General features: G+C 52.9%; 14 protein-coding genes. 5 read left to right on the top strand and 9 right to left on the bottom strand.

The window, feature by feature from the left end:
• Positions 1 to 31: 31 nt before the first annotated feature.
• Both P2W74_RS04020 and ygfT read right to left on the bottom strand, forming a co-directional pair.
• A complete protein-coding gene (locus P2W74_RS04020) occupies positions 32 to 199 on the bottom strand; it encodes an effector protein (protein WP_276293986.1) in 168 nt (55 codons plus the stop codon).
• Positions 196 to 2118: a formate-dependent uric acid utilization protein YgfT gene (ygfT, locus tag P2W74_RS04015; RefSeq protein WP_276293985.1), complete on the bottom strand. Its 1923-nt coding sequence runs from the start codon at positions 2116 to 2118 to the stop codon at positions 196 to 198. Before ygfT ends, P2W74_RS04020 begins: the two co-directional genes overlap by 4 nt.
• 457 nt (positions 2119 to 2575) lie before the next feature.
• Between ygfT and P2W74_RS04010 the strand changes: the two genes are divergently transcribed.
• The 3 genes from P2W74_RS04010 to idi all read left to right on the top strand — a co-directional run bounded on the left by P2W74_RS04010 (position 2576) and on the right by idi (position 4840).
• Positions 2576 to 4024 (top strand): nucleobase:cation symporter-2 family protein, encoded by a 1449-nt coding sequence (locus P2W74_RS04010; protein ID WP_276293984.1) that lies wholly within the window; start codon positions 2576 to 2578, stop codon positions 4022 to 4024.
• 1 nt (position 4025) lies between these two features.
• A complete protein-coding gene (locus P2W74_RS04005) occupies positions 4026 to 4151 on the top strand; it encodes a hypothetical protein (RefSeq protein WP_276293983.1) in 126 nt (41 codons plus the stop codon).
• Between the two features lie 140 nt (positions 4152 to 4291).
• Positions 4292 to 4840, top strand: coding sequence for an isopentenyl-diphosphate Delta-isomerase (idi, locus tag P2W74_RS04000; protein WP_276293982.1), 549 nt, complete (start codon positions 4292 to 4294; stop codon positions 4838 to 4840).
• 49 nt (positions 4841 to 4889) lie between these two features.
• On the opposite strand, the gene lysS is transcribed toward idi, so the two are convergent.
• From lysS to xerD, 5 genes are all read right to left on the bottom strand, one after another.
• On the bottom strand, positions 4890 to 6407 hold the full coding sequence (lysS, locus tag P2W74_RS03995) for a lysine--tRNA ligase (protein WP_276293981.1): 1518 nt from the start codon (positions 6405 to 6407) through the stop codon (positions 4890 to 4892).
• Between the two features lie 9 nt (positions 6408 to 6416).
• A protein-coding gene (gene prfB / locus P2W74_RS03990; RefSeq protein WP_203360068.1) for a peptide chain release factor 2 occupies positions 6417 to 7515 on the bottom strand; the annotation gives its coding sequence in 2 pieces (ribosomal slippage) (positions 6417 to 7439 and positions 7441 to 7515; 1098 coding nt in all).
• 90 nt (positions 7516 to 7605) lie between these two features.
• On the bottom strand, positions 7606 to 9339 hold the full coding sequence (recJ, locus tag P2W74_RS03985; RefSeq protein WP_276293980.1) for a single-stranded-DNA-specific exonuclease RecJ: 1734 nt from the start codon (positions 9337 to 9339) through the stop codon (positions 7606 to 7608).
• A 5-nt stretch (positions 9340 to 9344) separates the two neighbouring features.
• Positions 9345 to 10058: a bifunctional protein-disulfide isomerase/oxidoreductase DsbC gene (gene dsbC, locus P2W74_RS03980; protein ID WP_276293979.1), complete on the bottom strand. Its 714-nt coding sequence runs from the start codon at positions 10056 to 10058 to the stop codon at positions 9345 to 9347.
• Positions 10059 to 10081: 23 nt separating this feature from the next.
• Positions 10082 to 10978, bottom strand: a complete 897-nt coding sequence (xerD, locus tag P2W74_RS03975) for a site-specific tyrosine recombinase XerD (protein WP_276293978.1) — start codon at positions 10976 to 10978, stop codon at positions 10082 to 10084.
• 112 nt (positions 10979 to 11090) lie between these two features.
• Here xerD and fldB point away from each other — a divergent pair, with 112 nt between their 5' ends.
• Entirely contained in the window at positions 11091 to 11612 is a 522-nt protein-coding gene (fldB, locus tag P2W74_RS03970; protein ID WP_276293977.1) for a flavodoxin FldB, read from the top strand.
• Between the two features lie 67 nt (positions 11613 to 11679).
• Here fldB and P2W74_RS03965 read toward each other — a convergent pair whose 3' ends face one another.
• Together P2W74_RS03965 and sdhE are read right to left on the bottom strand one after the other, a co-directional pair.
• Positions 11680 to 12093 (bottom strand): protein YgfX, encoded by a 414-nt coding sequence (locus P2W74_RS03965; protein WP_276293976.1) that lies wholly within the window; start codon positions 12091 to 12093, stop codon positions 11680 to 11682.
• The gene (sdhE, locus tag P2W74_RS03960; protein ID WP_162380161.1) at positions 12074 to 12340 is read right to left on the bottom strand and encodes an FAD assembly factor SdhE; all 267 of its coding nucleotides are present in this window, start codon (positions 12338 to 12340) and stop codon (positions 12074 to 12076) included. Before sdhE ends, P2W74_RS03965 begins: the two co-directional genes overlap by 20 nt.
• A gap of 256 nt (positions 12341 to 12596) precedes the next feature.
• Between sdhE and ygfZ the strand changes: the two genes are divergently transcribed.
• The gene (gene ygfZ / locus P2W74_RS03955) at positions 12597 to 13577 is read left to right on the top strand and encodes a tRNA-modifying protein YgfZ (protein WP_276293975.1); all 981 of its coding nucleotides are present in this window, start codon (positions 12597 to 12599) and stop codon (positions 13575 to 13577) included.
• The last annotated feature ends 25 nt before the right edge of the window (positions 13578 to 13602 follow it).

Here is a 13602-nt window from a genome sequence, read left to right as displayed (position 1 = left end):
GATGCTCCGCGCCGGAAGGCGCGGAGTGATTTCAGACAGGATTCGCGGCGCTGGCCGGGTTCAGGCGTCGCACTTTTAGCCGGGGAAGGGAAATGCGGGTCTTCACCTCCGTAGCCGGTAAGTTCGCCAACGCACAGACAGCTTCACAGGTACGACAACCTATACAATCAACCGGATTGACGACAATAGACGCCTTCATCGCGCCTCCTTTTGCTCGAATATGACCAGCATATCGCGTGCAGCCTGTCGCCCGGCAGCCATCGCCGTGACAACCAGATCCGCACCATGAACCGCATCACCGCCAGCAAACACTTTTTCCAGATGCGTCTGGGTGGATAAACGCCCTGCGTCACCCGTTTTGATAAGGCCATATTTATCCAGCTCAACGCCGCTCCCCTGCAACCAGGGCATGGCATGCGGCTGAAAACCAAACGCCATAATGAGAACGTCGGCTGGCAGTTCGAACTCAGAGCCCGCCACAGGGCGCGGTCGACGACGGCCATCCGGACCTGGCTCCCCCATTGCAGTACGAATCAACCCCACCGCGGCGACCCGTCCGTCATCATCACACGCGATATATTGCGGCTGAACATTAAACAAAAATTCGACGCCTTCCTCGCGGGCATTGACCACCTCTTTACGCGAGCCTGGCATGCTGACTTCATCCCGACGGTAGGCGCAGGTCACGCTGGCAGCGTTCAGCCGTATAGAGGTACGCAGGCAATCCATGGTGGTGTCGCCGCCTCCCAGCACCACAACCCGTTTCCCGTCGACAGGGGTAAGCGGATACTCCGCAACCTCGGGCAATCCCATAAGCTGTCGGGTATGCGCGGTCAGGAAGGGCAGCGCCTGGATCACGCCCGGGGCATCTTCCTGCGCCAAATTGGCCTGCATAAGTCCGTAAGCTCCCACCCCGATAAAAACGGCATCGTACTTTTCAGTGAGAAAATGGAAGGGAATGTCACGACCAATTTCGCAGTTCAGGTGAAAATCGATCCCCATCGCACTAAAGATCTCCCGCCGCTGGCTCAGAACGCTTTTTTCCAGCTTAAAAGGCGGGATACCAAAGGTCAGCATGCCGCCAATTTCCGGATGGCGATCATAAACATCGACCTGCACGCCCGCACGCGTCAATACGTCTGCACAGCCGAGACCTGCGGGTCCTGCGCCAATCACCGCCACACGCTGCGGGCGAGAAGCGACGCGGCTAAGATCGGGGCGCCAGCCCATTGCCAGTGCGGTGTCAGTAATGTATCGCTCAAGGTTGCCTATTGATACCGCGCCAGAGAGATCCTTCAACGTGCAGGCGCCTTCGCAGAGACGATCCTGCGGGCAAACCCGACCACAGATCTCCGGCAGAGAACTGGTCTGGTGGCAGAGTTCCGCCGCCTCAATGATGCGTCCCTCACGGACAAGGCGCACATAATCGGGAATCGCGTTATGCAGGGGGCAGTGCCAGTTACAATTCGCGTTTTCCGCACAATAGACACAGCGCCCGCTTTCATAAACGCTCTGCTGCCGATCCAGACCGAGATAAATTTCGCCAAAATGTGTTTTCCGCTCCGCAGCGGAACGTTTCTCCGCCCCCTTACGTGGCTCAGCGGAAAGTAACATTTCACGACGGGAAAGCCTGCTGCCTCCCGCTGCATCACCTTCTGCACTCCTGCGCTGCCGAACCTTTTGCAATTGCAGCAAGCCCTTGTCATCCATCAAGCGCAGCGCCTTTGTGGGGCATGCCTCAACACAGGCTTGTCCACCCGAAACACGTTGATGGCAAAGGTCACATTTCTGCGCAACAGCATCGACCATCTCGATAACCCCAAATGGGCAAGCGATTGCGCAGCTTTTACAACCGATACAGCGCCGCTCGTCCAGTTGTACGCTATCAGAGTGAAAGGTGAGCGCATCCACCGGGCAAGAAGCAACACAGGGCGCGTTACTACAGTGATGGCATGTGACAGTACGGGCGATCTCTCCTTTCCCCACAAGATGGATTCGGGGTAAAAAGTCACTACGATTTTGTGGCCAGTTTTCCTGATGATGAGCCAAAACGCAGGCGATTTCGCAAGCATGGCAGCCTATACATTCCATCGCATCGGCAACAATAAAAGTGTTCATTTGCGTCCTTTTCATCTGGTTAGTTATTTTTTTCAGATATCGCGATGCAATAAACGGGCATATCTTTGCGCGCAGGAAAGTTTATTTATAACTTTGCGACTTACATCAAACTAAAAAATGAACACCTGTGAGTTTTTCTTTAATTAACCTCATTACGGATTCTTCAAATTTCATAGCAATGAACCTGAACAATATATGCTTACAGGGTAATAAAAAATGAATCACTCCATTCCATAATGATTAAACACTTATCAATATGAGAAAACAAAAGATAAAATCCAGGCCACCTCTCTTTACCTGGTGTTCCCCAAATTAGCAATTGTGTGATTTCTTCCGCATTTCCACCCTATACCTTTCCACACAGACTAAAACTGGCATTCCACGAGCATGTCCTTTTACTGTTTTAGCAAACGTAAACGGTTGCTTTTTACTCAGGCGAGTTAAAGGAGAAAAACGCATGAGCGCCATAGATTCTCAATTGCCCTCTTCCTCGGGTCAAAACCGCCCTGGCGATGAGGTTGACCGCATATTATCTCCAGGAAAGCTTGTCATACTCGGTCTCCAGCATGTCCTTGTCATGTACGCTGGCGCGGTCGCGGTACCGTTGATGATTGGCGACAGACTCGGGCTCAGCAAAGCGGAGATCGCTCTGCTCATTAGCTCCGATCTTTTTTGCTGTGGTGTCGTCACGCTTCTGCAATGTATCGGCATCGGTCGCTTTATGGGAATTCGCCTGCCGGTGATTATGTCGGTGACGTTTGCCGCCGTTACGCCAATGATTGCTATCGGTATGAATCCAGATATCGGTTTGCTGGGTATTTTTGGCGCGACAATTGCTGCGGGTTTTATCACAACGCTATTAGCACCACTTATCGGGCGTTTAATGCCATTATTCCCCCCCCTGGTCACCGGCGTGGTGATTACCTCTATTGGTCTGAGTATTATTCAGGTCGGCATCGACTGGGCGGCGGGAGGAAAAGGAAATCCTGAATATGGCAACCCGATATATTTAGGCATTTCTTTTGCCGTATTAATTTTTATTTTACTCATTACCCGTTATGCCAAAGGTTTTATGTCCAACGTTGCCGTTTTACTCGGCATTGTATTTGGCTTTGCGTTATCGTGGATGATGAATGAAGTTAATCTGTCAGGCCTGCACGATGCCTCATGGTTCGCCATTGTGACGCCGCTGGCCTTTGGTACACCGGTATTTGATCCGGTCTCAATTCTGACAATGACGGCAGTCCTGATCATTGTTTTTATTGAATCGATGGGGATGTTCCTCGCGCTCGGGGAAATTGTTGGTCGTAAACTCTCCTCACAAGACATTATTCGCGGGCTGCGCGTGGACGGCGTAGGAACGATGATTGGCGGGCTTTTTAACAGCTTCCCTCATACCTCATTTTCACAAAACGTCGGTCTGGTCAGCGTGACGCGCGTGCACAGCCGTTGGGTTTGCATTGCTTCCGGTATCATTTTAATTCTGTTCGGCATGGTGCCTAAAATGGCAGTACTGGTCGCCTCAATTCCGCAATTTGTCCTCGGCGGCGCGGGTCTGGTGATGTTTGGCATGGTGCTGGCAACCGGGATTCGCATTCTGTCACGCTGTAACTACACCACCAATCGTTACAACCTCTACATTGTGGCGATTAGTCTTGGCGTCGGCATGACACCCACGCTGTCCCATAACTTTTTCTCCCAGTTACCCGCCGTTCTCCAGCCGCTACTACACAGCGGCATTATGCTGGCAACGGTCAGCGCCGTCGTACTGAATGTTTTCTTTAACGGCTATCAGCATCACACCGAGCTGGCGCAAGAATCGATCTCCGATAAAAAATTAAAGGTCAGAACCGTCCGTATGTGGTTGCTGATGCGCAAACTGAAAAAAAACCAGCAGGATGAATAAAATGCATATTTTATTGCGCTGTATTCTGAGTATTCTGCTGCTCATGCTGATCTCGATACCCGCCATTTCTGACAGTATTGCTCTGGGTATTGAAAGTCGGTTCAATTTCATGCTGCTGTTTTTCTAAATCCTCTTTTTCTCCCGACACCCGCGTCAAATGACGCTGGTGTCGAATCCCTCGCCATCACATACATTCTTGAGAAATCATTCTGTCGCGATATTTCATGCCCTATAATGGTGTGTGCTTAACATTCACGACGAGACATTATGCAACAGGAACACATTATTTTATTGGATGAGCAGGATCGGCCTTCCGGAACACTGGAAAAGTATGCGGCCCACACCTTCAATACCCCTTTACATCTCGCTTTCTCTTGTTGGCTCTTCAACAAGAAAGGGCAGTTTCTGGTCACCCGCCGCTCGCTATCAAAAAAAGCGTGGCCAGGCGTCTGGACGAATTCGGTTTGTGGTCATCCACAGCAAGGAGAAAGCACTGAAGACGCCATTATCCGACGCTGCCGTTTTGAGTTGGGCGTGGAGATTTCCAGCCTGACCCCCGTCTATTCTGCCTTTCGTTACCGCGCTACCGATCCAAACGGGATCGTGGAGAACGAAGTTTGCCCGGTCTATGCCGCACGGATGGTCAGCGAGCTCAGCGTGAATAACGATGAGGTGATGGAGTACCAGTGGAGCGATCTGGAGGGTGTTCTGGGTGGGATTAGCGCCGCGCCGTGGGCTTTCAGTCCGTGGATGGTGATGCAGGCATCGGACAATACAGCGCGTGAAGCATTGTTAAATTACAGCCGCCAAAAATAAAAAACCCCGACGCATTTGCCGGGGTTGGTTTTATCTGACCGCGTGAGGCTTATTTAACCGGACGCATCGCCGGGAACAGGATCACGTCGCGGATAGTGTGGCTGTTGGTGAACAGCATAACCATACGGTCGATACCAATGCCCAGACCCGCAGTCGGCGGCAAACCGTGTTCCAGCGCCGTCACATAGTCTTCGTCGTAGAACATCGCTTCGTCATCACCCGCATCTTTCGCGTTAACCTGATCCAGGAAACGCTGAGCCTGATCTTCGGCGTCGTTCAACTCGCTAAAGCCATTACCGATTTCGCGGCCCCCGATGAAGAATTCGAAGCGGTCAGTAATTTCTGGATTTTCATCGTTACGACGCGCCAGAGGAGAAACTTCTGCCGGATATTCAGTGATGAAGGTCGGCTGAATCAGATGCGCTTCCGCCACTTCTTCGAAGATCTCGGTCACGATACGACCCTGACCCCAGCTCTTCTCGATCTTAATACCGATACTTTCCGCAATCGCTTTAGCTGAATCAAAACTGTCCAGATCCGCCATATTCGTCTCTGGACGATATTTCTTGATGGCTTCACGCATGGTCAGTTTTTCGAACGGTTTACCAAAGTCGAAGACTTCATCACCGTAAGGCACTTCAGTGGTACCCAGAACGTCCTGCGCCAGCGTACGGAACAGAGATTCGGTGAGTTCGATCAGGTCTTTGTAGTCCGCATACGCCATATAGAGTTCCATCATAGTGAACTCTGGGTTATGACGAACGGAGATCCCTTCGTTACGGAAGTTACGGTTGATCTCGAATACACGTTCGAAACCACCGACCACCAGACGCTTCAGATACAGTTCCGGCGCGATACGCAGGTACATATCCAGATCCAGCGCATTATGATGGGTGATGAACGGGCGTGCTGCGGCACCGCCAGGGATCACCTGCATCATCGGGGTTTCAACTTCCATAAAGCCACGACCCACCATGAACTGACGGATACCCGCCATGATCTGTGAACGCACTTTAAAGGTGTTGCGGGATTCATCGTTAGAGATGAGATCCAGATAACGCTGACGGTAACGCGCTTCCTGATCCTGCAGACCGTGGAATTTATCCGGCAGCGGACGCAGCGCTTTGGTTAACAGACGCAGCTCGGTGCAATGGATAGACAGTTCACCCGTTTTGGTTTTGAACAGCTTACCTTTCGCGCCAAGGATGTCACCGAGATCCCATTTTTTGAACTGCTCGTTGTAGATGCCTTCCGGCAGATCGTCACGGGAAACGTACAGCTGAATGCGGCCGCCGACGTCTTGCAGCGTAACAAAAGACGCTTTACCCATGATGCGGCGTGTCATCATACGACCCGCTACAGACACTTCGATGTTCAGCGCTTCCAGTTCTTCGTTTTCTTTCGCGTCGAAGTCAGCATGCAGTTGGTCTGAGGTGTGATCGCGACGGAAATCATTCGGGAACGGGATACCCTGCTCGCGCAGGCCAGCCAGCTTCTCGCGGCGCGTTTTCAGTTCATTATTAAGATCGGCTACCGCGTCAGCGCCCTGTGCGTGTTGTTCAGACATGTTGGTTCCTCATAACCCTGCTTTCAAACTTGCTTCGATAAATTGATCCAGGCTGCCATCCAGCACCGCCTGCGTGTTACGGGTTTCAACCCCGGTACGCAAGTCTTTAATGCGGGAGTCATCAAGGACATATGAACGAATCTGGCTACCCCAGCCGATGTCAGATTTATTGTCTTCCATCGCCTGTTTCTCGGCATTCTTCTTCTGCATTTCCAGTTCATAAAGCTTCGCTTTCATCTGCTTCATGGCCTGGTCTTTGTTTTTGTGCTGAGAACGGTCGTTCTGGCACTGGGTGACCGTCCCGGTCGGAATGTGGGTAATACGCACCGCGGATTCCGTACGGTTAACGTGCTGTCCGCCCGCGCCGGATGCGCGATAGACGTCGATACGCAGGTCAGCCGGGTTGATATCGATATCGATATCATCGTCCACTTCCGGGTAAACAAACGCAGAACTAAACGACGTATGGCGACGACCGCCGGAGTCGAACGGGCTCTTACGCACCAGACGGTGAACGCCTGTTTCGGTACGCAGCCAGCCATACGCGTAATCGCCAGAGATCTTAATGGTCACGGATTTGATCCCTGCCACTTCGCCTTCCGACTCTTCGATAATTTCTGTTTTAAAGCCGCGAGCTTCTGCCCAGCGCAGATACATACGCTCCAGCATGCTTGCCCAGTCCTGCGCTTCAGTACCGCCGGAGCCCGCCTGAATGTCGAGGTAGCAATCCGCGCTGTCATACTCACCGGAGAACATACGACGGAATTCCAGCTGCGCCAGTTTGTCTTCCAGCGTATCAAGTTCAGCAACGGCTTCGTTAAAGGTTTCTTCGTCGTCGGCTTCTACAGCCAGTTCCAGCAAGCCGGAAACATCTTCCAGTCCCTGCAACATTTGATCGAGCGTATCGACAATGGCTTCAAGGGAAGAACGTTCTTTTCCCAGCGCCTGAGCGCGTTCGGGTTCGTTCCAGACGTCCGGCTGTTCCAGCTCGGCGTTTACTTCTTCCAGACGCTCTTTCTTGGCATCGTAGTCAAAGATACCCCCTAAGAACGTCGGAGCGTTCCGTGAGGTCCTGAATGCGGTTATTTACCGGATTAATTTCAAACATGGTCTGATTTCTTTTATTGGACGAGTCAAAATGCGGTTATAAGGGCGGAATATTAGCGGATTTCGCCCTTTAATTACAGTGAAAGTGATGCTAAATCGGCCAGATGTTATCAATGATAATCTGTAAACTGCGATTGCCGCGGAACTCGTTAATATCCAGCTTGTAGGCCAGTTCCACTTCGCGTACACCGTTGTCCGGCCAGCACGTCGTGTCGACGTTAAACGCGATACCGTCAAGCAGCGGGCCGCCGCCGACGGGTTCGACCATCACCTTCAGATGGCGCTCACCCACCAGCCGTTGCTGCAACAGGCGAAAACGTCCGTCAAACAACGGTTCAGGGAACATTTGTCCCCATGGTCCGGCATCGCGCAACAGTTGCGCCACTTCCATCGTCATCTCATCCGCGCTCAGTGGGCCATCGGATACCACTTCACCCTGCAAGAGCGCCGGATCCAGCCACTCGGTGACCAGCTCGCCGAAACGTTGCTGGAAGTGTTCAAACTGGGCTTCCTCGAGGGATAATCCTGCCGCCATCGCATGGCCGCCAAACTTCAGCATCATGCCCGGATAGAGCGTGTCTAAACGCTCCAGCGCATCACGCATATGCAGTCCCTGAATCGAACGACCTGACCCCTTTAGGGTACCGTCGCCCGCGGGGGCAAAAGCAATCACCGGACGGTGAAAACGCTCTTTAATGCGAGAGGCCAGAATCCCAACGACCCCCTGGTGCCACTCGGGATGGTACATCGCCAGACCACCGGGAAGCGTTTCGCCGCTGCGCTCCAGCTTTTCGCACAGCGTCAGCGCTTCCGCCTGCATGCCCTGCTCTATTTCTTTGCGGGTCTGATTCAGCGCATCGAGTTCGTTGGCCAGTACGCGCGCTTCACCAATGTTGTCACACAGCAACAACGCCACGCCAACGGACATATCGTCCAGTCGGCCTGCCGCATTGAGTCGCGGTCCCAGGGCAAAACCCAGGTCGCTGGCAGCCAGTTTTTGCGGATCGCGATTTGAGATCTCCAGCAGCGCTTTAATACCCGGACGGCACTTGCCCGCCCGAATACGGCTCAACCCCTGCCATGTCAGGATTCGGTTATTCACATCGAGCGGCACCACGTCCGCCACCGTTCCTAACGCGACCAGATCAAGCAGATCCGCCAGATTCGGCGGCGCAATGCCGCGCTCGTCAAACCACCCTTTATCACGCAGGAAAGTCCGCAGCGCCAGCATCAAATAAAACGCAACGCCGACGCCCGCCAGTGACTTAGACGGAAATGTACACTCCCGCAAATTCGGGTTAATGATGGCCTCTGCGGCAGGCAGTGTGTCGCCCGGCAGGTGGTGATCGGTGACGACGACAGGGATACCCAGCGCTTTCGCATGTTCCACACCCGCATGGGAGGAGATGCCGTTATCCACGGTCACGATCAGTTGCGCGCCACGGGCATGCGCCTGATCCACCACCTCTGGACTTAAACCATAACCATCTTCAAAGCGATTAGGCACCAGATAGCTGATGTTGTCACAGCCCAGCGCGCGCATTCCGAGCACGCTGAGCGCGGTACTGGTCGCCCCGTCCGCATCAAAGTCGCCCACGACGATAATGCGGGTTCCCTCGCGAAAGGCGTTATAGAGGATCTCAACGGCCTTTTCGACGCCACTCAGTTGCTGCCACGGCAGCATGCCTTTAACGCTACGCTCAAGATCCTGCGCGCAGCGCACTCCCCGACTGGCGTACAAACGTCGCAGCAAAGGCGGCAAATCGCCTGGAAGGTCCGCCGTCTCATCGGCTTCACGCCGACGCAGTTGTATCTGTTGTTTCACGCGAATTATTTACCGCTGGTCTGTTTCTGATGCTCGTCAAGAAACGCTTTCATCTCTTTCGGGCCCTGATATCCGGGAACGACATAGCCGTTGCTTAACACGATTGCCGGCGTACCGCTGACGCCAAACTGCACGCCCAGCGCATAATGGTCAGCGATATTCACATCGCAGCTGGCGGCAGTGACGCTCTTACCCGCCATCGCATCGTCAAAGGCTTTATTTTTGTCTTTTGCACACCAGATAGACTTCATATCTTGCTCAGCCTGGCTTGCCAGCCCCTGGCGTGGAAAAGCCAGATAACGCACGGTGATCCCCAGCGCGTTATAGTCTTTCATCTCTTCATGCAGCTTGTGACAGTAGCCGCAGGTGATGTCGGTGAAAACGGTGATGACGTGTTTTTCCTGCGCCGCTTTATAGACGATCATCTCTTTTTCCAGCGCGTTCAGGTGATTCATCAGCAATTTATTGGTGACGTTTACCGGATGGGCGCCGCTGACGTCATACATCGGCCCCTGGATAATGTGTTTTCCGTCTTCGGTAACGTACAGCACGCCGCTATTGGTCATCACCGTTTTCATTCCGGCAACCGGCGCCGACTGAATCTCCGAACTCTGAACACCCAGTTTAGCCAGCGACTGGCGAATCGCTGCATCATCGGCGTGGGCCATACCCGCAAACGCCGTCGCCAGTAGGGTGAACATCATAATACTTTTTTTCATAGCCTATCCTTTCCTGTCAGCATTCACGCTCTGGGGTGATGCTGTTGATGAAGTTGACGCAAGCGCTCGGTCGCGACATGAGTATAAATTTGCGTCGTCGAGAGATCGCTATGCCCGAGCAACATCTGCACAACGCGTAAATCTGCGCCATGATTGAGCAAATGCGTGGCAAAGGCGTGACGCAACACGTGTGGCGACAATTTCTCGCTGTCGATCCCCGCCAGCACGGCATAGTGTTTAATTCGGTGCCAGAACGTCTGGCGTGTCATCTGCTGCGCGCGCTGACTGGGAAACAACACATCAATCGACACACCGTTCAACAACCAAGGACGGCCGTGTTCGAGATACGTTTCCAGCCAGTACACCGCCTCTTCGCCCAGCGGAACCAGCCGTTCTTTGTTTCCCTTACCGATGACCCGCACAACCCCCTGACGCAGGCTGATGTCGCTCATCGTTAGCCCCACCAGCTCAGAGACACGTAGCCCCGTTGCGTAAAGCACTTCCAGCATGGCTTTGTCGCGTAGCTCCAGCGGTTGTTCAATCAGCGGCGCTTGTAGCAAACGCTCTACCTGCGCTTCACTGAGATCTTTTGGCAAACGCTGCGGAAGTTTAGGTGACGCCAGTTGCGCGCTCGGATCGTCTTCACGAAATTTTTCACGATAAAGATGCTGAAAAAAACGTCGCATGGCGCTTAGCAAACGCGCAGAACTGGTGGCTTTATAGCCGCCATCCATCCGTTCCGCCAGTAAGGCTTGCAGATCGTCGCTTTGCACCGTCGCCAGCGATGCCCCGCGATGATGCAACCATTCAACCACCATCGACAGGTCGCGACGATACGCGCTTAACGTATTTTCCGCCAGATTTCGCTCCAGCCACAGGGCATCAAGAAACTGCTCGATGCGTGCCAGATCCTGTTCCACTTTCGCCCCTTATTCCGTTCTCATTTTTGATGCATTATGCCTCATTGTGCCGTGAATGCAGCGATTCTGGTACACTACCCGCAACGCTACAGCAGAATCGAGATGTTACGTAATGAACATGGGTCTTTTTTACGGTTCCAGCACGTGTTACACCGAAATGGCGGCAGAAAAAATCCGCGATATTCTGGGACCCGAGCTGGTGACATTGCACAACCTCAAGGATGACGCCCCCACCTTAATGGAGCAGTACGATGTGCTCATTTTAGGTATCCCTACCTGGGATTTCGGTGAAATTCAGGAGGACTGGGAAGCCGTCTGGGAACAGCTGGACTCTCTCAATCTGGAAGGTAAAATCGTCGCGCTTTACGGTATGGGCGACCAGTTGGGATACGGTGAATGGTTCCTTGATGCGCTTGGCATGCTGCACGACAAACTCGCCACCAAAGGGGTGACATTTGTCGGTTACTGGCCAACGGAAGGATACGAGTTTACCAGCCCTAAACCGGTGATTGCCGACGGGCAACTGTTTGTCGGCCTGGCGCTGGATGAAACCAATCAGTACGATCTTAGCGACGAACGTATTCAGGTCTGGTGCGAGCAAATTCTCAGTGAGATGGCCGAACACTACTCCTGAAACGAGCGCGGTTAAAAGAGCGCTTTCTGACGCTTCTCACTGACGAATCAGGCATTCCGCCCGTTCGTCAGTGCTTCTCTTGTTCCGTTTGCTGCAACATTACCCGACGTAACTCACGCCATTCTTTTTCGTCCATACTATCCGCCGCCAACCATAAGTGTTGACGTCGACCGCTATCCGAACGCAAACGCATCATCATGCCCGTCTTGAGCATCCAGGGTGCGCTCAGAATCGCCCACTCCAGCCCCTGCCAGCGCAAACGCCCATCCATCAGCAATTTAATCTCGCCCTGACGGGTATTGATGCGTCGCTGACTGCGTACGCAATCGAACACCACCAGTGAGAGCAATATCAGCCACAGAGGGGTATAGCTCAATGGCCAGGGCATCAACAAAATCAATGCGGCGACCAACCCATGAAGAAGCAAGGACAGCCACTGTGCGCGCCAGGAGACGCGTAAATCAGATTGCCACAGGACCACGTTCCCGATTCCGTGTCTGGATGAGTCTCACCATCTGTTCCAGTTCTGCATCTGCCGGCTTACCATGATTCATTAACCAGTTGAATAAATCCGGATCATCGCATTCCAGCAAACGAATAAAAATGCGTTTTTCATCATCACTGAGACTATCGTACTCATGTTCGAAAAACGGCATGATGGAAATGTCGAGCTCACGCATACCACGACGGCATGCCCAGTGAATACGTGCTTTGTTGTTAATATCCATGTTCTTCTTCCTGTCTCGCGAAAATGAAGTACCCGGCTATTGTAACGTGTTTTTCATGTTATTTTGCGGGAATCTCCATCATCGGAAGCACGATCGCTAAATATAAAGACATTGAGTCAAATGCTTCATCCATTTTGCATGGCGCTTCGCAAAGCAGACGAAAGGGCACAAATGGAATGTCTAAAGCGCTTGCAATGGGCAATAGCTCTTTTACCATTAGTCATTATTACGGCGTTAAGCAAATCAGGACATTATTATGGCGTTTACACCTTTTCCTCCTCGTCAGCCTTCAACGTCGGCGCGTTTGCCTCTGACGTTGATCACATTAGATGACTGGGCGCTGGCCACCATTACCGGCGCAGACTGCGAAAAATATATCCAGGGGCAGGTCACTGCCGACGTAAGTCAACTGACAGAGCATCACCATATCCTGGCCGCTCATTGCGATGCCAAAGGAAAGATGTGGAGCAATCTTCGTTTGTTCCGTGATGGCGAAGGATTTGCCTGGATTGAGCGCCGCAGTCTGCGCGATGCCCAACTGACTGAACTGAAAAAGTACGCCGTGTTCTCTAAAGTCGTCATTGCGCCTGATGATGAACGCGTTCTGCTTGGCGTTGCGGGGTTTCAGGCACGCGCAGCGCTGGCGCCTCTTTTTAGCGAACTGCCGGATGCCGAAAACCCGGTGGTGACGAAAGATGCGTCTACTTTACTGTGGTTTGAACATCCGGCGGAGCGCTTCCTGCTGGTGACCGATGTCGCCACGGCAGAAACGCTGACCGAAAAGTTACGTGGCGAAGCAGCACTCAACAACAGCCAGCAGTGGCTTGCTCTGGATATTGAAGCCGGTATCCCGATCATTGACACGGTAAATAGCGGACAGTTTATTCCACAGGCAACCAATCTTCAGGCGCTGGGGGGAATTAGCTTTAAGAAAGGCTGCTATACCGGTCAGGAGATGGTTGCTCGTGCGAAATTCCGTGGCGCGAACAAACGCGCGCTGTGGTCTCTGGTGGGTATTGCCAGTCGGGTGCCGGAAGCGGGAGAAGATCTTGAACTGCAGATGGGTGAAAACTGGCGTCGTACCGGTACGGTTCTCGCTGCGGTACAGTTAGACGATGGCCGGTTGCGGGTACAAGTCGTGATGAATAACGACATGGAAGCTGACAGCGTATTTCGCGTCCGCGACGATGCCAACACATTGCACATTGAACCGCTGCCATATTCGCTGGAAGAGTAAAACATTAATGCCGGATAGCGGCTTA

This window comes from Citrobacter enshiensis (assembly GCF_029338175.1).
Classification (GTDB): Bacteria; Pseudomonadota; Gammaproteobacteria; order Enterobacterales; family Enterobacteriaceae; genus Citrobacter_D; species Citrobacter_D enshiensis.
The sequence above is the reverse complement of the archived record's forward strand: the minus strand, read 5'-3'. Positions and strand labels throughout refer to the sequence as shown.